This is a genomic window from Streptomyces sp. NPDC043896 (genome assembly GCF_056435605.1).
On record NZ_JBWKEE010000021.1, the window covers coordinates 92,171 to 111,225 of the forward strand.

A 19,055-nucleotide genomic window follows, 5' to 3' on the forward strand; every position below is an offset into this window, starting at 1 on the left:
ACGGGCCCGGCTCGGCGGGCTCAGGCCCGGGTGCCCTGGTCGCTCACGAGCGTGCCGATCTTCTCACCCTTGACGGCGCGGGCGATATTGCCCTCGGCGAGCAGTTCGAAGACCAGGATCGGAAGCCGGTTGTCGCGGCACAGCGTGATGGCCGTGGCGTCGGCGACCTTGAGGTCCCGGGACAGCACCTCGCTGTACTCCAGCGCGTCGAACTTCACGGCGTCCGGGTTGGTCTTCGGGTCGGAGTCGTAGACCCCGTCGACGCCGTTCTTGCCCATGAGGAGGGCCTCGGCGTCGATCTCCAGGGCACGCTGGGCGGCCGTGGTGTCGGTGGAGAAGTACGGCATGCCCATGCCGGCGCCGAAGATGACGACGCGACCCTTCTCCAGGTGGCGCACGGCGCGCAGCGGGATGTACGGCTCCGCGACCTGGCCCATGGTGATGGCGGTCTGGACGCGGCTGTCGATGCCTTCCTTCTCCAGGAAGTCCTGGAGGGCGAGGCAGTTCATGACGGTGCCGAGCATGCCCATGTAGTCGGACCGGGCACGGTCCATGCCGCGCTGCTGAAGCTCCGCGCCGCGGAAGAAGTTGCCGCCGCCGATGACGACCGCGATCTCGGCGCCGTCGCGGACCACGGCCGCGATCTCGCGGGCGATGGCGTGCACGACGTCGGGGTCGACACCCAGTCCGCCGCCGCCGGAGAAGGCTTCGCCGGAGAGCTTCAGCATGAAGCGGCGACCCTTCTTCTCGTGGTCGCTCTTGTCGTCGGATGCGGTGTGGGGGTCCACGCCCTGATTCATGGAGATCTCCTCGTGCACATACGAAGAAGGCCATTGCCGGTGGGTCCTCGCGGTTCCCTCTGCGGCAATGGCCTCCTCGTCAGATCTGCGGTCGTCCTGCGCAAGCGCGGACGACTGCTTCAGACCCTATAGGGGTCCGGTGTCCGTCGCGTACGGACGGACTCAGATGCCGACCTTGATGCGGCTGAAGCGCTTCAGGGTGACACCGGCCTCTTCCAGCACCTTCTGGACGGACTTCTTGTTGTCCAGGGCGTACGGCTGGCCGAGCAGCGTGGCGTCCTTGAAGAAGCCGTTGACGCGACCCTCGACGATCTTGGCGATCGCGGCCTCGGGCTTGCCCTCGGCGCGGGTGGTCTCCTCGGCGACGCGGCGCTCGGACTCGACGACCTCGGCCGGAACGTCCTCGGCGGTCAGGTACTTCGGCGAGAAGGCGGCGATGTGCTGGGCGATGCCCTTGGCCAGGTCGGCGTCGGCCTTGTCCAGCTCGACCAGGACACCGATCTGCGGGGGCAGGTCGGGCATGGTGCGGTGCATGTAGGAGGCGACGAAGGCGCCCTCGTACTGCGCGAAGCGGTCCAGGACGATCTTCTCGCCCAGGTTGGCGTTGGCCTCGTCCACGAACGCCTGGACGGTCTTGCCGGCCTCGATCTCGGACGCCAGCAGCGCCTCGATGTCCGCCGGCTTGGTGGCGGCCACGTGGGCGGCGAGCTGGTCGGCGACGGCCAGGAACTTCGGGCTCTTGGCGACGAAGTCGGTCTCGCACTTGAGCTCGACGAGCACGCCGGAGGTGGCGTCCTCGGAGATCAGGGAGGTGACGGCACCGTTCTCGGCGGAGCGGCCCTCGCGCTTGGCGACACCCTTCAGGCCCTTGATACGCAGGGCCTCGACAGCCTTGTCGACGTCGCCGTCGGACTCGACGAGGGCCTTCTTGCAGTCCATCATGCCGGCGCCGGTGAGCTCGCGGAGCTTCTTGACGTCAGCGGCGGTGTAGTTCGCCATGAGTCTGTGATTCTCTCTCGAAGTCGTAGATCTACGGGTGAACGGCGGAGGAGCGCGCTCGTGGCGCGGCTCCCCCGCCGTCATCGTCCGTGCTGCGAGTGCCCGGCGAGTGAACGCCGGGCGCTCTCAGTGGGTCAGGCCTGCTCGGCGGCCGGAGCCTCGGCAGCCGGAGCCTCGGCAGCCGGGGCCTCGGCGTCAGCCTTCTTCTCGCCCTCGAGCAGGTCGCGCTCCCACTCGGCGAGCGGCTCGGCGGCGGCCTTCTCGCCCGGCTTCGAGTCGCCGGTCGCGGCGCCGGAGCGGGCGATGAGGCCCTCGGCGACGGCGTCGGCGATCACGCGGGTGAGCAGGGTGACGGAGCGGATCGCGTCGTCGTTGCCCGGGATCTTGTAGTCGACCTCGTCCGGGTCGCAGTTGGTGTCGAGGATCGCGACGACCGGGATGTGCAGCTTGCGCGCCTCACCGACGGCGATGTGCTCCTTCTTGGTGTCGACGATCCAGACGGCGCTGGGAACCTTCGACATCTCGCGGATACCACCGAGGGTCTTCTCCAGCTTGGCCTTCTCGCGGGAGAGGACCAGGAGCTCCTTCTTGGTGAGACCCGAGGCGGCGACGTCCTCGAAGTCGATCGCCTCAAGCTCCTTCAGACGCTGGAGGCGCTTGTAGACGGTGGAGAAGTTGGTGAGCATGCCACCCAGCCAGCGCTGGTTGACGTACGGCATGCCGACGCGGGTCGCCTGCTCGGCGATGGCCTCCTGCGCCTGCTTCTTCGTACCGACGAACATGATGGAGCCACCGTGCGCGACGGTCTCCTTCACGAACTCGTAGGCGCGGTCGATGTACGACAGCGACTGGAGCAGGTCGATGATGTAGATGCCGTTGCGCTCGGTGAAGATGAAGCGCTTCATCTTCGGGTTCCAGCGACGGGTCTGGTGACCGAAGTGGACGCCGCTCTCCAGCAGCTCCCGCATCGTTACGACGGCCATGGCCATCTCCTTGGTTTCTCGGTTTTGGTTCCTGACGCCCCGCCGCGCCCTGCCCCTTGAGGGACCGAGAGACGCTTTCACCTGACCGGAACCGGTCGGCGCTGGGGCGTGCGAAGTCGACCCGGTGACCCGGATCGCCACAAGAAGTGTACGGGACCCGGCGGTATGCCGGGTGACGCCGTTGTCCACACCCTCTCGGCCGTCCACAGCCGCGAACCGGGCGGAGCGTCTCCGGAGGATCCTGCGGGGCATGACGAAACCGCTGGTCATCCTGTTGCTGGCGCTGCCCCTGGTCTTGGCCCCGACCCTGGCCCCGCCGCCGTCCCCGGCCGTCGCGACGGCTCCCGGACCCGCCGCGGCGGCGCCCGTCGCGCCGGAGCGCGGGGCGGGCGCGGTGCGCGGGGTGCGGGGAGTGCGCCCCCTGCCCGCGCCGCTGTCCGTGGCCCGGTGGTGGGATCCGCCGCCGACCCCGTACGCGGCCGGGCACCGCGGCGTGGACCTGTCGGCGCCGGCCGGGGCGGAGGTGCGCGCCGTGGGGCCCGGGCGGGTGCACTTCGCGGGGCCGGTCGCGGGGCGCGGGGTGCTGTCGCTGACCCTCCCTGGCGGCCTGCGCACGACGTACGAGCCGGTGCGGCCGCTGGTCGCGGAGGGGGAGCCCGTGACGGCGGGACAGGTGGTGGCGGTGCTCACGGAGGGCTCCCACTGCCCGGGGCCCTGCCTGCACTGGGGTGTCCTCGCGGGCGAGGACGCCTACCTGAACCCGCTGGCCCTGCTCCCCTCGCCCACGCCCCGGCTGCTGCCGGGGGCGGTCAGGCCGTGACGCCGCGCAGGGCCATGGAGACGGCCGTCTCGGCGATCACGGCCGGGTCCTCGGCGGCGCCGAGCTCGATCCGGCGGGCGGCGGCGTCCACGACGCCCTGGAGCAGCATCGCGGACAGCCGGGGCTCCGGCAGCCCGAGGGCCTCCAGCGCCTCGACGATCATCGCCACGAGGCCGCCGTGCGCCGCGCGGATCTTCTCCCGCGCGCCCGCGTCCAGCTCGCCGGCGGAGATCGCCACCACCGCGCGGTGGCGCCGGTCGCCCACCAGCCCCAGCTGGGTGCGGACGTACGCCTCGATCTTCTCCTCCGGCGTGGCCGCCTGCTCCATCGCCGCCTCGATCTCGGCGGCCCAGACGGGGAAGTCCACCGCGCACAGCTCTTCGACGACGGCGGCGCGCGAGCGGAAGTACTCGTACACGGACGACCGGGCGAGCCCGGTCCGCTCCGCGAGGGCGGGGAAGGTCAGGGCTTCCGTCCCGCCTTCGGACAACAGGGAACGGGCGGCGTCCAAGAGGGCGCCGCGCTGCATCGACCGGTGCTCGGCCACGGAGGCCGCTCGAATCCTGGGCACGTCACCACTGTACGGAGGTGACGCAAGGGTGTCGGCCCCGCCGGCGGGGCCGCCGGGCACCCGGCCCGCTCAGCGGCCGACGTCGGCGAGCTTGGCCCGCAGCTGGAGCACGGATTTGGTGTGGATCTGGCTGACCCGGCTCTCGGTGACGCCCAGCACGTTGCCGATCTCGGCGAGGGTCAGGCCCTCGTAGTAGTAGAGGGTCACCACGGTCTTCTCCCGCTCGGGGAGGGTGTTGATGGCCCGGGCGAGCAGCCTGCGCAGCTCCCGGTCCTCGGCGACCTCCACCGGGTTGTCGGCGGCGGTGTCCTCCAGGGTGTCCATCAGGGAGAGCCGGTCCCCGCCCTCCCCGCCCACGTGCAGCAGCTCTTCGAGGGCGACCACGTTGGCGAGGGACAACTGGCTGAAGACCGTGTGGAGTTCCTCCACCCCGATGCCCATCTCCCCCGCGACCTCGCCCTCGGTCGGGGTGCGCCGCAGCTGGGCTTCGAGGGTCGCGTAGGCGCGTTCCACGGCCCGCGCCTTCTGCCGCACGGAGCGCGGGATCCAGTCCAGCGCGCGCAGCTCGTCGATCATCGCGCCGCGGATCCGGGTGATCGCGTACGTCTCGAACTTGATGGAGCGCTCGATGTCGAACTTCTCGATCGCGTCGATCAGGCCGAAGACCCCGGAGGAGACGAAGTCGGCCTGTTCCACGTTGGGCGGCAGGCCCACGCTGACGCGGCCGGCCACGTACTTCACCAGCGGCGAGTAGTGCAGGATCAGCTGCTCCCGCAGCCGCTCGTCACCCGAATCCTTGTATGAGCGCCAGAGGACCTCCAGGGACGAGGGCGCGGTGGACCGCACGCTGCCACGGGCAGCGGGGGGCACCGCGGCGCGGTCGGACCCTGAGGTGTGCTGGGGCATGCTTCGCCTTTGCCGGAGCGGGATTCCTTGGGAGCGTAGCGTGACGGAAGAGTCGCGGTGCGCGAAGAGTACGGGATGGGGCGGGGGCGCAGGGGCGTCCGCCCTCGCGCGGGCGGCCCGGGACCGGCGCCTCGCGCACGGTCCCGGCGACCGCCACCGGGAGAACCGCGTCTCTCATCGCCTTCACTCTTTCACCGGAACGCCCCAGGTCAACGACCGCCTCGCCGGTCGGCCCCGGATTGCACCCCCTCTCGGGACGTGCGCGGGGTCAACCGCCAGCCGTCGCCCTGCCGTTCGACGAACCCCAGAGAGTGAAGTTCGTACAGTCTGCCGATGACTTCATCGGTGCCGGCCGCCGCGGCGAGGGCGATCTCGCCGAGGCCCGCGGGGCGTCCGGCCGGGAGGGCTTCGAGTACCCGTGCGGCGCCCGGGGCCAGCAGGTCCCGGGCGAGGACCGGTCCCCGGCGGACGGGGGCCAGTTCGCCCATGTCGCCGACCAGTTCGACCACTTCGTCGGCGTCGGTGACCAGGACCGCCTCGCCGCGCAGCAGCTCGTGCACCCCGGCCGAGAGGCCGCTGGTGGCGGGCCCGGGAACGCCCATGGTGAGGCGGCCCAGCGCCTGGGCCCGGCGGGCGGTGACCAGGGAGCCGCTGCGGTGTGCGGCTTCCACGACCACCGTTCCCCGGGTGAGGGCGGCGATGACCCGGTTGCGCAGGACGAACCGGCTCGGGGTGGGGTGGCTGCCGGGCGGCAGTTCGCCCAGCACCAGCCCCTGGCGGGTGATCCGGCCCAGCAGTCCGGCGTGCCCGCGCGGGTAGACCGTGTCCACGCCGCAGGCCAGTACGGCCGCGGTGGCTCCGCCCGAGGAGAGGGCCCCCCGGTGCGCGGCGCCGTCGATCCCGTACGCCGCCCCGGAGACGACCACCCAGCCGCGCTCGGCGAGCCCGGCGGCCAGGGTCTGCGCCATGTGGGCCCCGTACGGGGTGCACGCGCGGGCCCCGACCACGGCGACGGAGCGCAGGGCCCAGGTCCGCAGGTGGGGCCGGCCCCGCAGCCAGAGCCCCACGGGGCGGGCGTCGCCGAGGTCGTCCAGCTGGGTCGGCCACTCCGCCGAGCCCGGGCAGACGAACCGGCAGCCCGTCTCCGCGGCGCTCTCCAGGTCCCGCAGGGGCTCCGCCGCGGCGGCCCGCGCCCGGTATCCGGCGAGCCGCTCGGCCCCCACCCCGGCCAGCGCCCCCGGGCCGGGGTCCGGGCCGGTCAGGAGCCCCATCAGGCCGGCGGCCCCGTGCTCCCGGATCCAGCGTCCGCCGTGCTCGTCCCCGGGCTCCAGCACCCGGGTCAGCGCCGCCCGGGCCAGGAACTCCGGGTCGGGCCCCCCGGCGGCGCTCACGACCCCGCCCCCACGGCCTGGGCCGCACCCCGGGCGATCCCGGTACGCAGCTCCAGCGCGACGGCCGCGTCCAGCGCCTCGGGGCGGTCGCGGCCCCGCAGGTCGGCGACGGTCCAGGCGACCCGCAGCACCCGGTCCAGCCCCCTCGCGGTGAGCAGTCCGCGCTCCATGTCCCGCTCCGCCAGGGCCAGCGCGCCGGGGCCGGCGGGCCAGCGGGTGCGCAACTCGTGCCCGGGCACCTCGGAGTTGAGCCGCCACGGGGTGCCGGCGAGCCGGGCGGCGGCCCGCTCGCGGGCTTCGCGCACCCGGTCGGCGACGGCCGCCGTGGGCTCCCCTCGGCCGCCCCGGCCCAGCAGGTCGGAACGGGTGACGGGCTCCACCTCGACGCGCAGGTCGACCCGGTCGAGCAGCGGTCCGGACAGCCGGGCCTGGTAGCGCCGGATCACCGAGGCGGGACATTCGCAGCCCGAGCCGTTCAGGGTGTGGCGGCCGCAGGGGCAGGGGTTCGCCGCGAGGACCATCAGGAACCGCGCGGGCAGCCGTACCACTCCGGCGGCCCTGGCGATGACCACGTGCCCGGCTTCGAGGGGCTGGCGCAGGGCGTCCAGCACCTTGCCGCTGAACTCGGCGGCCTCGTCCAGGAAGAGGACGCCCCTGTGCGCCAGGGAGACCGCTCCGGGCCTGGGGATCCCGGCTCCGCCGCCGACCAGCGACTGCATGGTCGCGGAGTGGTGCGGGGCGCAGTACGGGGGCCTGCCGACCAGCGGTTCGCCGGGCGGCAGGATTCCCGCGACCGAGTGGACGGCCGTCACCTCCAGGGAGTCCTGTCGGGTGAGCGGCGGCAGCAGCCAGGGCAGCCGCTCGGCGAGCATCGTCTTGCCCGCCCCCGGGGGCCCGCTGAGGAAGAGGTGGTGGCCGCCGGAGGCCGCCACCTCCAGGGCCCGGCGGGCGCTGTGCTGGCCGGCGACGTCGGCGAGGTCGGGGACGTCCGCGGCGTCCCCCCGCCCCGAGAGGCCCGTGCCCAGTGCGGCGCCGGGCACGACCAGCCCCGCGAGCATCGGGTCGGGGCGGCCCGCCGCTTCCTGCGCGTCCTCCTCGGGCACCTCCCCGCCGGTCAGCACGGCGATCAGCTGCCGCAGGCTCCGCACGCCCAGCACCGAGACGTCGGGGACCAGGGCGGCCTCGGCGGCGCACTGCTGCGGCACCACCACCTGCCGGTACCCGGCCTCGGCGGCCGCGAGCACGGCGGGCAGGATCCCCCGCACCGGGCGCACGCGGCCGTCGAGGCCCAGCTCCCCGATGAGCACGAGGTCGGCGATCCGCCGGGGGTCGACGGCCTCGGCGGCGCCGAGGACGGCCGCGGCCACGGCGAGGTCGAAATGGGCGCCGGACTTCGGGACCGACGCCGGGCTGAGTCCGACCGTGAGCTTCTTCTGCGGCCACGGGGCACCGGAGTTCACCACCGCCGCCCGTACCCGGTCCCGGCTCTCGACCAGGGTCTTGTCCGGCAGCCCCACCAGGGTGAAGGCGGCCACCCCCGGCTCCAGATCGGCCTGGACCTCCACCAGTACGCCCTCGACGCCCACCAGGGCCACCGAGCAGGCCCGTGCGAATCCCATCTCAGGCCACCCCCCTGACGTGTTCCACCACGGGCGCCCCGCGCCCGGGGAGCAGGACTCCGACCAGGTCGATGCGCACCCCGCCCGGCGGCGGTCCCCCGTGGTCGGCGAGCCACCGCCCGGCGAGCCGGCGCAGCCGCTCGGCCTTGCCGGCCCGGACGGCGGCCATGGGGTGCTCGAAGGCGCCCTCGCGGCGGGTCTTGACCTCGCACACGACGAGGGCGTCCCCGTCGCGGGCGACGATGTCGATCTCCCCGGCACGGCACCGCCAGTTCCTGGCGATCACCGTCATCCCGGCCTCGGTCAGTCTGCGGGCGGCGAGCTCCTCGCCGTACCGCCCCAACGCCTGCTGTGCCACGCCCTTCGCGTTCATCCGGCACCACCTCCGGTACCGAAGGTCCCGCGTCCCGGCCGACCGAGTGGATCTTGGTGGACAACCCGGCCGCTGTGGACGGCCGGCTCACTCCTCAGGGTGAACCGGGCCGTGGACCGGGCTGTGGACCGGCCCCTGGATCAGCCCGGCAGGTCGGCGCCCGGCAGTTCGAGATCGCTCTTGTTGAGCTCCTCGATGTTCACGTCCTTGAAGGTCAGCACCCGCACCTTCTTGACGAAGCGGGCCGGCCGGTACATGTCCCAGACCCACGCGTCGGCCATCGAGACCTCGAAGAAGACCTCCCCCTGGACCGAGTGCACCTGCATCTCGTAGTCGTTGGTGAGGTAGAAACGGCGTTCGGTCTCGATCACGTACTTGAACAGCCCGACGACGTCGCGGTACTCGCGATAGAGCTTCAGCTCCATCTCGGTCTCGTACTTCTCGAGGTCCTCGGCGCTCATGGCATGTTCCCCTTCAGCCGTGCGTCCCCCTATTGTGCGCCAGCGCCGTACGCCCCTAAACGATTTCCGGGGCGAGGACCACCGGAGCGCCCGGGGGACCGTCGTCGAGCAGCGTCCGGAGCAGCTCGGCCAGTCTGGTCGGGTACACCGTCTCACGGGCCGCGAGGAGTTCCTCGGAGGTCCACCACCTGGCACCCGTGACGCTGCGCCGCTCCAGCTCCGTGAGCCCGCGCGGCTCGGTGCCGGTCTGGGCGGTACGGGCCAGGAAGTACCACTCGTCCTGCTCCCAGCGCCTCCCGTCGAAGGGAAAGGCGCAGTACCGGTGCCACAGCACGGGCCCCAGCTCGACCTCTGTGATCCCGGTCTCCTCGGCCAGTTCCCGCAGCGCCGCCTGCTCCCGGGTCTCGGCGCCCTCCAGTCCGCCGCCCGGGGTGAACCACCAGTCGTCGGCCGGATCGTCCGGTTCGAAGCCGTGCAGGAGCAGGATCCGGTCCTCGGGGTCGAGCAGGATCACCCGCGAGACCTTGCGCGGCGACGTCCCGGACGGCTCAGCGGCCACGGGGGGCCTCCCCGGCGCGCCCGCGGCCCAGGAGCCGCGCGAGCGGCCCGTAGGCGCCGCCCAGCAGCACCAGGGCGCCGCCGGCCAGTACCGCGGTCAGCTGGAGTGGCAGCGGCCCGGGGGCGGAGATCCCGCCCGGCAGGGCGGCGAAGCTCCGCGGGCGTTCCAGCATGCCCATGGACGGCCACGCGAGCGCGTCGACGCGGGCCGTGACCGCCGAGCGGGGCACGGTTCCCTGGCCGACGTCCTGGAGGTGCGAGCGGGAGTCCAGCGACGCCCCGCGCCGGTCGCCCATCAGAAAGAGGTTGCCCTCGGGGACCTTCACGTCGAACGGGGTCGTCCCGGCGGCCGCCGCGCCGGCGCCCTCCCGGTCCAGGTACGGCTCGTCCAGCGGCTCGCCGTTCACGGTCAGGCCGCCGCCCTGGCCGCAGCACGCGACGGTGTCGCCGCCGACCGCCACGACCCGCTTGACCATGGGCGAGTTGCTCCACATGGAGTCAGTGAACACGACCACGTCCCCGCGCCGCACCTCGCCGCCGTCGATCCGCTGTGCCAGCACCCGGTCGCCGGGCCGTACCGTCGGCACCATCGAGTCCGTGGGCACCGTGTACGGCTGGTACACCAGCGCCCCCCAGACGAAGCCGCCCAGGAAGAGCAGAAAGCCGACGGCCACGGCGATCCCCGACAACGTGTTGCCGAGGCCGCCGCGGCCGTCCTTGCGCGCGCGTATCGCCTGCGTTCCGCCCATTGCAGCGCCCCCATGCCTCGGAGATCGTCGACCTGGGCGGCACCCTACCGGGCGGTACGCCCCTTGGTCAGCCTCCGCCGGCGCCACATCACGAGGGGCACCGCCCCGACGAGGCCCAGCGCGCCCGGGGTGACCCCGGCCGTGCCCAGTCCGCTCGCCTGCGGCGAGTGCAGGGGCGCCGGGGGCTGGTTGCCGATGCCCGGCTGGTCGAAGGTGTCCGGGACGGGGAGCGTGGACCAGCGGGTGACCGGCCACGCGACCACCACGGCCCGCCCGACGACCTCCTTCACGGGGACGAAGCCCTGGGTGGAGTCCTGCTGGTGGTAGCGGGAGTCCTGGGAGTTCTGCCGGTGGTCGCCCATCACCCAGATCTTGCCCTTGGGCACGGTGATCGGACCGAAGGGGAAGTCGTCGCAGGCGGAGTTGCCGGGGAAGATGTACGGCTCGTCCAGCGGCTTGCCGTTGACGACGACCGGGCCGCCCTTCTTGCACTCGACGGTGTCCCCGCCGATGGCGATGGTCCGCTTGATCAGGTCCTTCTCGTCGGCGGACGGCATCAGGCCGATCTTGCTGAGGATCGTCTGCGCGATGTTGGGCTCGGGGGTGGGCTCCCCGGCGAGCCAGTTGGCGGGGTCGTGGAAGACCACGACCTCACCGCGCTCGGGCTCCGAGCCGAACCACGGGGTCAGCTTGTCCACCAGCACCCGGTCACCGCGCTGCAGGGTGTTCTGCATCGAGTCGGACGGGATCGAGAACGCCTGGACCAGGAAGGTCTTGATCAGCAGGGCCAGCAGCAGGGCGATACCGATGAGGAGCGGCAGCTCCTTCCAGAAGGAACGCTGCGGCGCCGCCTCCTCGGCGCCCTCCTCCTCGGTCTCGTGCCCGACGGCGTCGTCCGGCCGCTCCTCGCCCTCATCGCGTCCGGATCGTGCGCCTACCGCCACGTCCCCCACATCCACTCCTCACTCGGAAAACCTGGAAAAACGCCGCCCGCGCCGGATCGGACACGGGCCCTCCCCTCCCCTAACGAGCGGGAGTTCCCTAAGGCGCGGGAGACCAAGGCCACACTATGCGAACGCCGCGCTCCGACGGCGACGGCCGGGCCCGCGCCGCCGCCCGCCGCGTACGGGATCCGGAACCATCAGGAAGGCGGCCGGCTGGTCGAGTCCGGCCCAGTGGCCGAAGGGCCAGGCGATCACCACGGCGCGCCCGACCACGCCCTTCACGTCGATGGTGCCTTCGAAGGCCTCGTCGAGGTGGTAACGGGAATCGGCCGAATTGGCGCGGTGGTCGCCCATCACGAAGACCCGCCCGGCCGGTACGCGCACCTCGAACCGGATCTCGGAGGGGGCGTTGCCGGGTGACACGTAGGGCTCATCGAGCGGCGCTCCGTTGACGCTCACCCGGCCCCGGGCGTCGCAGCACTTCACGGTGTCCCCGCCGACGCCGATGACCCGCTTGATCAGATCCTGTTCGTCGGCGGAGGGCAGCAGGCCGATGAAGGTCAGGGCCTGCTTGATCTGCTTGATGCCGGCCGGGTCCTCGGCCGGCCGGGCGGCCTCGCCCTGGAGCCAGCCTCCGGGGTCCTTGAAGACGACGACGTCGCCCCGCTCGGGCTTCCAGCCGAACCACGGGGTCAGCTTGTCCACCAGCACCCGGTCGCCGATCCGGATCGTCTGCTCCATGGAGCCGGACGGGATGAAGAACGCCTGCACCAGGAACGTCTTGAGCACCAGGGCTATGCACAGGGCCACCGCCACCAGCAGGGGCAGCTCGCCCACCCGCCGGGTACGCCTGCGGCGGCGGACCTTGCGCGCCAGCCGGCGCCGCTCCGCCCGGCCGCCCGGCTCCGCGGGCACGCCGTCGGCGTCGGCGGCCCCGGCCCCTGCCACTGGGGCAGGGGCGGCCGAAGACGGGGCGGGAACGGAGGAGGGGGGAGGTGCGGGAGCGCCCGAGGGCTCCCGCGGCGGCACCGGCCCGGGCCGCTGCGCCGAGCGCCGCGCCGGCCGTTCCGGTCCGGGGTCCCGCTCGGGTTCCCGGCGGCCTCCCCCTCGGGGACGCCCCCGGCTACCCACGGGAGCCGCCCCCGGCCGGTGCCCCGGGGACCGAGCCCCAGCGCGACACCGGCCAGCCGATCCAGTCGGCCCGCCCGATCACCTTCTCCACCGGCACCATCCCCCCGCCCGGCTCCCCCAGGTGGTCCCGGGAGTCCCGGGACTGGGAGCGGTGATCGCCCATGACCCACAGGGTCCCGAGCGGGACGACGATCCGGAAGGGCACCTTCGAGGCCGGGTCGCCGGGGTACAGGTACGGCTCCGCCTGCGCGACCCCGTTCACCTGGATCCGTCCGGCCTGGTCACAGCAGACCACGTCGTCCCCGCCGACGCCCACGACCCGCTTCACGAAGTCGGTGTCGGAGGGTTCGGCCAGTCCGAGCGCCGCGAACGCCCCGCGCACGGCCTCGCCGACCGGGTTCTCGGCGGCCTCCTCCTGCACGAAGGAACCGGAACCGTCGAAGACCACCACGTCCCCCCGCTGCGGCACGGCGCCGAAACGGTACGCCAGCTTGTTCACCAGGACCCGGTCGCCCACCTCCAGGGTCGGCTCCATGGAACGGCTCGGGATCTGGAAGGGCTGGACGACGAAGTTGGCGAACAGCAGCAGGAAGACGGCACAGAGCGCGCCGAGCAGACCGGCCCGCCGCCAGGAGCGGGAGAACCTGGAACCGGAGGACAGGATCCCGGCGGACAGGAGCCCCGAGAACGCAGAACGCGGCCGCCCCTCCCCCTGTGCGGGGGAGGAGTGGCCGCGCTGTGTGAGCTCTGCTTCGGTGTCCATCGGGTGCGAGCCTATCCGGCCGCCCCCGGGACCCGGAGAGGAGATCAGCGGTCGCGCTTCTCCTTGATCTTCGCGGCCTTGCCGCGGAGCTCACGGAGGAAGTACAGCTTGGCGCGACGCACGTCACCGCGGGTGACGAGCTCGATCTTCTCGAAGATCGGGGAGTGGACCGGGAAGGTGCGCTCCACGCCGACGCTGAAGGAGACCTTGCGGACCGTGAAGGTCTCGGAGACGCCAGAGCCCTGGCGACGGATGACAACGCCCTTGAACTGCTGGATACGGGAGCGGTTGCCCTCGATCACGCGGACGTGCACGTTGACCGTGTCACCCGGGCGGAAGGCCGGGACGTCCGAGCGCAGGGAGGCGGCGTTGACGCCATCGAGCAGGTGAGACATGTTGTTCGTCTGCTTTCTTCGCACGACGCCACAGGTCGCCGGTGCGGGTTTCCGTAGAGAATTCGGAAGCCGTGCCACTCCCCGTACGGCGATCCCCCTGTGGCAGGAGCGTACGGAAGCACACAGCAGCCGCCTATTCTTCCACGGCCTCCGGCCTGCGCCAAAATCGGCCGTCTCCGGACGGCTTCCAGCCCAGGATGCCGAGGATCTCGCGGTCCTTCTTGTCGAAGGCGGAGGCCTCGCAGCGCTCGATCAGGTCGGGGCGGTTCTGCGCCGTGCGGCGGAAGGCCTCGTCGCGGCGCCAGCGGGCGATCTTCCCGTGGTGGCCGCTGAGCAGCACCTCGGGGATCCCGCGGCCGCGCCACTGCGGCGGCTTGGTGTAGACGGGGCCTTCGAGCAGGTTGGCCATCTCGCCGGGCGCGAAGGAGTCGTCCCGGTGCGACTCGGCGTTGCCGAGCACCCCGGGCAGCAGCCGGGCCACGGCCTCGGTGACGACCAGTACGGCCGCCTCCCCGCCCGCCAGGACGTAGTCGCCGATGGAGACCTCGTAGACGGGCATCCGGGTCGCGTACTCGTCCATGACGCGGCGGTCGATGCCCTCGTACCGGGCCGGCGTGAAGATCAGCCAGGGGCGCTCGGAGAGCTCGACGGCCAGTTCCTGGGTGAAGGGCCGGCCGCTGGGCGTGGGGACGACGATGACCGGGCCGTGGGCGCCGGACTCGTAGCCGTCGGCCAGCGCGGAGTCGAGGGCCTCGCCCCACGGGTCGGTCTTCATGACCATGCCGGGGCCGCCGCCGTACGGGGTGTCGTCGACGGTGTTGTGCCGGTCGTACGTCCAGTCCCGCAGGTCGTGCACGTGGACGTCGAGCTGCCCGCGCGCCCGCGCCTTGCCGACGAGGGAGACGTTCAGCGGTTCCAGGTACTCGGGGAAGATCGTGACGACGTCGAGCCGCATCAGGCGTCGTCCCCGGGCTTCTCCGCCTCGGCGGAGGCCTTCGCCGAGGCCTCGGCGTCACGCGCGGAGGCGATCTCGGCGCGGTCGTCGATCAGCCCGGGCGGCGGGGTGATGACGCAGCGCTGCTCCTCCAGGTCGATCTCGGCGACGATCTCCTCGACGAAGGGGATCATGACCTCGGTGCCGTCCGGCCGCTCGACGATGAAGAGGTCCTGCGAGGGCAGGTGGGAGATCTCGGTGATGCGGCCGATCTCGGTGCCGTCCTCCAGTACGACGTCCAGGTCCATGAGCTGGTGGTCGTAGTACTCGTCCTCTTCCTCGGGCAGCTCCGCCGGGTCGACGTCGGCGATGAGGAGGGTGTTGCGCAGCCCCTCGGCGGCGGTGCGGTCCTTGACGCCCTCGAAGCGGAGCAGGAGCCGGCCGCTGTGCACCCGGCCCGTCTCGATGGTCAGCGGACCCGCCGACGCCGGTTCGGTCCGCAGTACGGCACCGGGCGAGAGCCGCAGCTCCGGCTCGTCGGTCCGCACCTCGACGGTGACCTCACCCTTGATCCCGTGGGCGCGGCCGACCCGCGCGACTACCAGCTCCACCTGTATCTCCTGTTCAGACGACAACGGGCCGGGGCGGGCACGTATGCCCTCCCCGGCCCGTGCCGGTGTTCAACTGCTCAGCGGACCTGGTCCACGTCGACGAGGTCGACGCGGATCCCCCGGCCGCCGATGGCGCCCACGACGGTGCGCAGGGCACGCGCGGTGCGGCCGTTGCGGCCGATCACCTTGCCGAGGTCGTCGGGGTGGACCCGGACCTCCAGCACCTGCCCGCGGCGCAGGTTGCGCGAGGCGACCTGCACGTCGTCGGGGTTGTCCACAATGCCCTTTACGAGGTGCTCAAGAGCCTCCTCGAGCATGCTCAGGCCTCGGTCGACTCGGCGGCGGCCTCAGCCTCGTCCGCCTTCTTGTCGGCCTTCTTCTTCTGCGTGATGGCCTCGCCCTTGCCCTCGCCGACGCCCTCGAGGGCCTTGGCGAACTCGTCGAAGGAACGACGCTTGTCTTCCTTCGTCGCCGGCTGCAGCAGCGGCGCCGGGGCCGGGAGGCCCTTGTGCGCCTGCCAGTCACCGGTGAGCTTCAGGATGGCGAGAACGGCCTCGGTGGGCTGGGCGCCCACGGACAGCCAGTACTGCGCGCGCTCGGCGTTGACCTCGATGCGCGAGGGGTTGTACGTCGGCTGGTAGATGCCGATCTCCTCGATCGCGCGGCCGTCCCGGCGGGTGCGGGCGTCGGCGACGACGATGCGGTAGTGCGGGGAGCGGATCTTACCGAGGCGCTTGAGCTTGATCTTGACTGCCACTGGAGTGGTGTCTCCTGAACTTGACGTGGTTGGGCACTTGAGATGCCACGTGGGGTTGCGGTACTCGGGTGCCCGATGGACGCGTCAGCCGGAGGAGAGAGGGGTCCTATGCGGCTGTCGAGTACAGCTGCCCATTGTGCCACACGCCTGCGGCGCTTCCGAGCGGGAGGGATCACCCGCACCGCCCGGCGGCGCCGCCCGCCGCCCGCGCCGCGGCCTCCCCGCCCGAGGCCCCGCGGACCGGCTCCGCGGACCGGCCGGACTCAGGACGCGGCCGCGGTGGCGACCTCGGGAATCCGGAAGGGCTTCATGCAGCCGCCGCACACGATCGGCGCCTGCGCCAGCACGGAGGGCACCACCCGGACGTTGCGCCCGCAGTCGCAGACCGCCTTGACCCGTACGCCGCCGCCCGAGGAGCCGTGCCGGGCGGCCGGGCCGCGGAAGCTGCGCTTGGTGTCGGCCGCGGTGGCCGCCGTATGCGCCTTGAGGGCGCGCTGGAGCCGCTCGATGGTCGGGCGGTAGCGCTTCTTGGCCTCGGGATTGAGGGTGACCAGGGAGAACCCGCTGCTGGCGTGCGGTTCCTCGGAGTGGTCCAGCCCCATCTCCTCGGCGATCGCGAGGAATCTGCGGTTGTGGTAGCGGCCGGCGCGCGAGGTGTCGCGGACTCCGCGGGCGGCGGCGATGCCGTGGACTGCCTCGTGCAGCAGTCGCTCGAAGGAGAGCTCGGCGCCACAGGCGGACGAGGACTCTCCGATCAGGGACTCGGGCGCGGCAAGGTCAGGCAGCTCGGGGTGGTACCGCTGAATGTCGGCCCACGCCTGCGCCAGCTCTGCGGCGAGAACAGGTGGTGTCGTGCTCACGTCGTGACAACGAGCCGGGGTGCCCCGGTGTTCCGATTCCGGGCCATTCCAAATTTTTTGCACGTACCCGTCAGTTCAGTCTGATGCGTCCTGACGAGGACGGGTGCGCATATCCCAGGAGGAGTCGGTACGTAACGAAGGCCGTCCGACGCCGACGCCCCCGGCGCGCGGCCGAAGCCGCACGCCAGGGGCGCCGGGGGAAATCAGTAGGAGCGCGCGACGATCGCGAGCGTACCGGGGGCGTCGTCGGCCACCGGAACCGACCCGTCCTCGGCCACCAGGCAGCGGACCGAGACGGCCTGCTCGCCCAGCTTGGCCTCGCCCTCGGGGCCCAGGTCGGCCCACGGGATGCGCGCCCAGCCACCCGCGATCGCGGCCTCGGCGGCCTCCTCGATCGTGGCGACGTCGGTCGTACGGGCCTCGCGGCGCTCGCGGGACTCGCGCAGCAGCTGCGCCTGGTCCTCGTCGAGCACCTTGGGCAGCAGGTCGGCGAGCGCGTCGATCTGCACCGGGGTCTTCCCGCCCGGGATCCGGCGGGCCAGCATCGCGGTGCCGGCCTCCAGGTCGCGGGGGCCGATCTCGACGCGCACCGGTACGCCCTTGAGCTCCCAGTCGACCGCGCGGCGGCCGAAGGGGGTGTCGACGCGGTCGTCGACGTGGACGCGGATGCCCGCGGCCTTGAGCCGGTCGCCCAGCTCGCGGACCTTCGCCACGGCCTCGTCGCCCTTGATCGCCATGACGACGACCTGGACGTGCGCCAGGCGCGGCGGCACCCGCAGGCCGCTGTCGTCGCCGTGGGACATGATCAGACCGCCGACCATGCGGGTCGAGACGCCCCACGAGGTCTGCCAGACCAGCTCCTGCCGGCCTTCCTTCGACAGGTACTGCGTGTTGAAGGCCTTCGCGAAGTTGGTGCCGAGCTCGTGGCTGGTACCCATCTGGAGGGCCTTGCCGTCGCCCATCATGCCCTCGAGGGTGAGGGTGTTGATGGCGCCGGCGAAGCGCTCCTTGGCGGTCTTGCGGCCGAGCACGACGTCGATGCCGAGCACGTTCGTCATGAAGTCGCCGTAGACGTCACGGTGGATGCGGGCCGCGTACTCGCGGGCGTCCTCGTACGTGGCGTGGGCGGTGTGGCCCTCCTGCCAGAGGAACTCGCTCGTACGGAGGAACACGCGGGGGCGCATCTCCCAGCGGACCACGTTGGCCCACTGGTTGATCAGCAGCGGCAGGTCACGGTAGCTCTGCACCCACTTGGAGAAGTAGTCGTTGATGATCGTCTCGGAGGTGGGCCGGACGACGACCGGCTCCTCCAGCTCCTTGCCGCCGCCGTGGGTGACGACCGCGAGCTCGGGGGCGAAGCCCTCGACGTGCTCGGCTTCCTTCGTCAGGTACGACTGCGGGATGAACAGCGGGAAGTACGCGTTCTGGGCACCGGCTTCCTTGATGCGGGCGTCCATCTCCTGCTGCATCCGCTCCCACAGGCCGTAGCCGTACGGGCGGATGACCATGGTGCCGCGGACCGGACCGTTGTCGGCCAGCTCGGCCTTGTTGATCAGATCCTGGTACCAGCGGGGGAAATCCTCCGCCTGCGGGGTGAGAACGGGTGCCTTTGCCATGGCGCGAATGGTACGGCGCCGGGCGCGCCGAGCGTGAATCGGGTGGCGCGCTCCTCTGGACGCGGGGGCGAATGGGGAGTTCCCTGGCAACGGGGGCAAGGGGGCGACACGGAATCAGGAGCGCTCTTTCGATGACACCGACGCCGACGGCGACGCTCGTCGCCCGGGACTGGGCGGAGATCCAGGAACGGATGCTGGTACCGCTGTACGAAGCGGTCTACGACCGGCTGGAGATCGGGCCGGGCGACCGGCTGCTGGGCCTCGACTGCGGGGCCGGGCTGGCCCTGCTGCTGGCCGGGGGGCGGGGTGCCGCCGCCACCGGCGTGGAGCCGGATCCGGCCCGCCGGGCGCTGGCCCGCGAGCGGCTGCTGGAGGTGGTGGCGGCTCCCCCGGTGCCGGCCGCGAGACCCTACGACGTGCTGCTGGCCTTCGCTCCGTCCCCGGGCGCGCTGGCGGCGGCCCTGCCGGCGGTCCGGCGGGGCGGCGCGGTGGTGCTGGCCGGCTGGGGTCCGCCGGAGCGCTGCACGGTTCCGGCGGTGCTGGGCGGCGGCCCGGTGGCCCTGGACCTGGACGCGCTGGCGGCGCGGGCGGGGCTGGTGCCCGACGGGTCGGGGCGGGTGTTCTGCCCGTTCGGGTACGCGGACGTGGACAGCGCGGTACGGGGTCTGCTGTCGACCGGGCTGTACGGGGGCGCGGCGGATCCGGCCCAGGCGGAGAAGGAGCTGTCGGAGGCCGTTCACCCGTACGAGCGGGCCGACGGCGCCGTCTGGCTGCCGAACATCTTCCGGTACGTCATCGCCCGGGTGGCGTAACG

General features: G+C 72.4%; 23 protein-coding genes. 2 read left to right on the forward strand and 21 right to left on the reverse strand.

Annotated features, from left to right (window positions below):
* Nucleotides 1-20: 20 nt before the first annotated feature.
* The 3 genes from pyrH to rpsB all read right to left on the reverse strand — a co-directional run bounded on the left by pyrH (nt 21) and on the right by rpsB (nt 2,782).
* Entirely contained in the window at nt 21-800 is a 780-nt protein-coding gene (pyrH, locus tag AC069X_RS27405) for a UMP kinase (RefSeq protein ID WP_478732449.1), read from the reverse strand.
* 162 nt (nt 801-962) lie between these two features.
* Nucleotides 963-1,799 carry a translation elongation factor Ts gene (gene tsf / locus AC069X_RS27410; protein WP_478732451.1) on the reverse strand — a complete coding sequence of 279 codons (837 nt, stop codon included), beginning with the start codon at nt 1,797-1,799 and terminating at the stop codon, nt 963-965.
* Between the two features lie 134 nt (nt 1,800-1,933).
* Nucleotides 1,934-2,782 (reverse strand): 30S ribosomal protein S2, encoded by an 849-nt coding sequence (gene rpsB / locus AC069X_RS27415; protein ID WP_366455186.1) that lies wholly within the window; start codon nt 2,780-2,782, stop codon nt 1,934-1,936.
* A 250-nt stretch (nt 2,783-3,032) separates the two neighbouring features.
* On the opposite strand from rpsB, the gene AC069X_RS27420 reads away from it, so the two are divergent.
* Nucleotides 3,033-3,602 (forward strand): M23 family metallopeptidase, encoded by a 570-nt coding sequence (locus AC069X_RS27420; protein ID WP_478732453.1) that lies wholly within the window; start codon nt 3,033-3,035, stop codon nt 3,600-3,602.
* Here the strand turns inward: AC069X_RS27420 and AC069X_RS27425 are convergent.
* From AC069X_RS27425 to proS, 18 genes are all read right to left on the reverse strand, one after another.
* Nucleotides 3,592-4,149 (reverse strand): TetR/AcrR family transcriptional regulator, encoded by a 558-nt coding sequence (locus AC069X_RS27425; protein WP_478732576.1) that lies wholly within the window; start codon nt 4,147-4,149, stop codon nt 3,592-3,594. The genes AC069X_RS27420 and AC069X_RS27425 overlap by 11 nt on opposite strands.
* Nucleotides 4,150-4,242: 93 nt before the next feature.
* Nucleotides 4,243-5,079, reverse strand: a complete 837-nt coding sequence (gene whiG / locus AC069X_RS27430; RefSeq protein WP_478732455.1) for an RNA polymerase sigma factor WhiG — start codon at nt 5,077-5,079, stop codon at nt 4,243-4,245.
* 209 nt (nt 5,080-5,288) lie between these two features.
* A complete protein-coding gene (gene dprA / locus AC069X_RS27435; protein WP_478732457.1) occupies nt 5,289-6,470 on the reverse strand; it encodes a DNA-processing protein DprA in 1,182 nt (393 codons plus the stop codon).
* Entirely contained in the window at nt 6,467-8,089 is a 1,623-nt protein-coding gene (locus tag AC069X_RS27440) for a YifB family Mg chelatase-like AAA ATPase (RefSeq protein WP_478732459.1), read from the reverse strand. Before AC069X_RS27440 ends, dprA begins: the two co-directional genes overlap by 4 nt.
* A 1-nt stretch (nt 8,090) precedes the next feature.
* The gene (locus AC069X_RS27445) at nt 8,091-8,462 is read right to left on the reverse strand and encodes a YraN family protein (protein WP_478732461.1); all 372 of its coding nucleotides are present in this window, start codon (nt 8,460-8,462) and stop codon (nt 8,091-8,093) included.
* 140 nt (nt 8,463-8,602) lie between these two features.
* Nucleotides 8,603-8,923 (reverse strand): DUF2469 domain-containing protein, encoded by a 321-nt coding sequence (locus AC069X_RS27450; RefSeq protein WP_478732463.1) that lies wholly within the window; start codon nt 8,921-8,923, stop codon nt 8,603-8,605.
* 55 nt (nt 8,924-8,978) lie between these two features.
* Nucleotides 8,979-9,482, reverse strand: a complete 504-nt coding sequence (locus tag AC069X_RS27455) for an NUDIX hydrolase (RefSeq protein WP_478732465.1) — start codon at nt 9,480-9,482, stop codon at nt 8,979-8,981.
* A complete protein-coding gene (gene lepB / locus AC069X_RS27460) occupies nt 9,472-10,230 on the reverse strand; it encodes a signal peptidase I (RefSeq protein WP_478732467.1) in 759 nt (252 codons plus the stop codon). Before lepB (AC069X_RS27460) ends, AC069X_RS27455 begins: the two co-directional genes overlap by 11 nt.
* A 44-nt stretch (nt 10,231-10,274) precedes the next feature.
* Nucleotides 10,275-11,174, reverse strand: coding sequence for a signal peptidase I (lepB, locus tag AC069X_RS27465; RefSeq protein ID WP_478732469.1), 900 nt, complete (start codon nt 11,172-11,174; stop codon nt 10,275-10,277).
* A 123-nt stretch (nt 11,175-11,297) separates the two neighbouring features.
* Nucleotides 11,298-12,122 (reverse strand): signal peptidase I, encoded by an 825-nt coding sequence (gene lepB, locus AC069X_RS27470; RefSeq protein ID WP_478732471.1) that lies wholly within the window; start codon nt 12,120-12,122, stop codon nt 11,298-11,300.
* 175 nt (nt 12,123-12,297) lie between these two features.
* A complete protein-coding gene (gene lepB / locus AC069X_RS27475) occupies nt 12,298-13,068 on the reverse strand; it encodes a signal peptidase I (protein ID WP_478732473.1) in 771 nt (256 codons plus the stop codon).
* Between the two features lie 44 nt (nt 13,069-13,112).
* Nucleotides 13,113-13,463 (reverse strand): 50S ribosomal protein L19, encoded by a 351-nt coding sequence (gene rplS / locus AC069X_RS27480; protein WP_478732475.1) that lies wholly within the window; start codon nt 13,461-13,463, stop codon nt 13,113-13,115.
* A gap of 133 nt (nt 13,464-13,596) precedes the next feature.
* On the reverse strand, nt 13,597-14,418 hold the full coding sequence (trmD, locus tag AC069X_RS27485) for a tRNA (guanosine(37)-N1)-methyltransferase TrmD (RefSeq protein WP_478732477.1): 822 nt from the start codon (nt 14,416-14,418) through the stop codon (nt 13,597-13,599).
* On the reverse strand, nt 14,418-15,008 hold the full coding sequence (rimM, locus tag AC069X_RS27490) for a ribosome maturation factor RimM (protein ID WP_478732479.1): 591 nt from the start codon (nt 15,006-15,008) through the stop codon (nt 14,418-14,420). Before rimM ends, trmD begins: the two co-directional genes overlap by 1 nt.
* A 77-nt stretch (nt 15,009-15,085) precedes the next feature.
* Nucleotides 15,086-15,325, reverse strand: coding sequence for an RNA-binding protein (locus AC069X_RS27495; protein WP_007266827.1), 240 nt, complete (start codon nt 15,323-15,325; stop codon nt 15,086-15,088).
* A 2-nt stretch (nt 15,326-15,327) separates the two neighbouring features.
* Nucleotides 15,328-15,765 (reverse strand): 30S ribosomal protein S16, encoded by a 438-nt coding sequence (rpsP, locus tag AC069X_RS27500; RefSeq protein ID WP_007266826.1) that lies wholly within the window; start codon nt 15,763-15,765, stop codon nt 15,328-15,330.
* A 263-nt stretch (nt 15,766-16,028) separates the two neighbouring features.
* Complete coding sequence (locus AC069X_RS27505; RefSeq protein WP_125594841.1) at nt 16,029-16,625, reverse strand: hypothetical protein; 597 nt, start codon at nt 16,623-16,625, stop codon at nt 16,029-16,031.
* A gap of 203 nt (nt 16,626-16,828) precedes the next feature.
* Nucleotides 16,829-18,241, reverse strand: a complete 1,413-nt coding sequence (gene proS, locus AC069X_RS27510; protein ID WP_478732482.1) for a proline--tRNA ligase — start codon at nt 18,239-18,241, stop codon at nt 16,829-16,831.
* A 131-nt stretch (nt 18,242-18,372) separates the two neighbouring features.
* On the opposite strand from proS, the gene AC069X_RS27515 reads away from it, so the two are divergent.
* Complete coding sequence (locus AC069X_RS27515; RefSeq protein WP_478732484.1) at nt 18,373-19,053, forward strand: methyltransferase type 11; 681 nt, start codon at nt 18,373-18,375, stop codon at nt 19,051-19,053.
* The last annotated feature ends 2 nt before the right edge of the window (nt 19,054-19,055 follow it).

Coding starts and splice junctions, on each gene's coding strand:
- whiG (WP_478732455.1), bottom strand. CDS start 5,079: ATGCCCCAGCACACCTCAGGGTCCGACCGCGCCGCGGTGCCCCCCGCT.
- AC069X_RS27445 (WP_478732461.1), bottom strand. CDS start 8,462: ATGAACGCGAAGGGCGTGGCACAGCAGGCGTTGGGGCGGTACGGCGAG.
- AC069X_RS27515 (WP_478732484.1), top strand. CDS start 18,373: ATGACACCGACGCCGACGGCGACGCTCGTCGCCCGGGACTGGGCGGAG.
- AC069X_RS27495 (WP_007266827.1), bottom strand. CDS start 15,325: ATGCTCGAGGAGGCTCTTGAGCACCTCGTAAAGGGCATTGTGGACAAC.
- pyrH (WP_478732449.1), bottom strand. CDS start 800: ATGAATCAGGGCGTGGACCCCCACACCGCATCCGACGACAAGAGCGAC.
- lepB (WP_478732473.1), bottom strand. CDS start 13,068: ATGGACACCGAAGCAGAGCTCACACAGCGCGGCCACTCCTCCCCCGCA.
- AC069X_RS27450 (WP_478732463.1), bottom strand. CDS start 8,923: ATGAGCGCCGAGGACCTCGAGAAGTACGAGACCGAGATGGAGCTGAAG.
- rpsB (WP_366455186.1), bottom strand. CDS start 2,782: ATGGCCGTCGTAACGATGCGGGAGCTGCTGGAGAGCGGCGTCCACTTC.
- tsf (WP_478732451.1), bottom strand. CDS start 1,799: ATGGCGAACTACACCGCCGCTGACGTCAAGAAGCTCCGCGAGCTCACC.
- proS (WP_478732482.1), bottom strand. CDS start 18,241: ATGGCAAAGGCACCCGTTCTCACCCCGCAGGCGGAGGATTTCCCCCGC.
- AC069X_RS27440 (WP_478732459.1), bottom strand. CDS start 8,089: ATGGGATTCGCACGGGCCTGCTCGGTGGCCCTGGTGGGCGTCGAGGGC.
- trmD (WP_478732477.1), bottom strand. CDS start 14,418: ATGCGGCTCGACGTCGTCACGATCTTCCCCGAGTACCTGGAACCGCTG.
- AC069X_RS27420 (WP_478732453.1), top strand. CDS start 3,033: ATGACGAAACCGCTGGTCATCCTGTTGCTGGCGCTGCCCCTGGTCTTG.
- lepB (WP_478732467.1), bottom strand. CDS start 10,230: ATGGGCGGAACGCAGGCGATACGCGCGCGCAAGGACGGCCGCGGCGGC.
- rplS (WP_478732475.1), bottom strand. CDS start 13,463: ATGTCTCACCTGCTCGATGGCGTCAACGCCGCCTCCCTGCGCTCGGAC.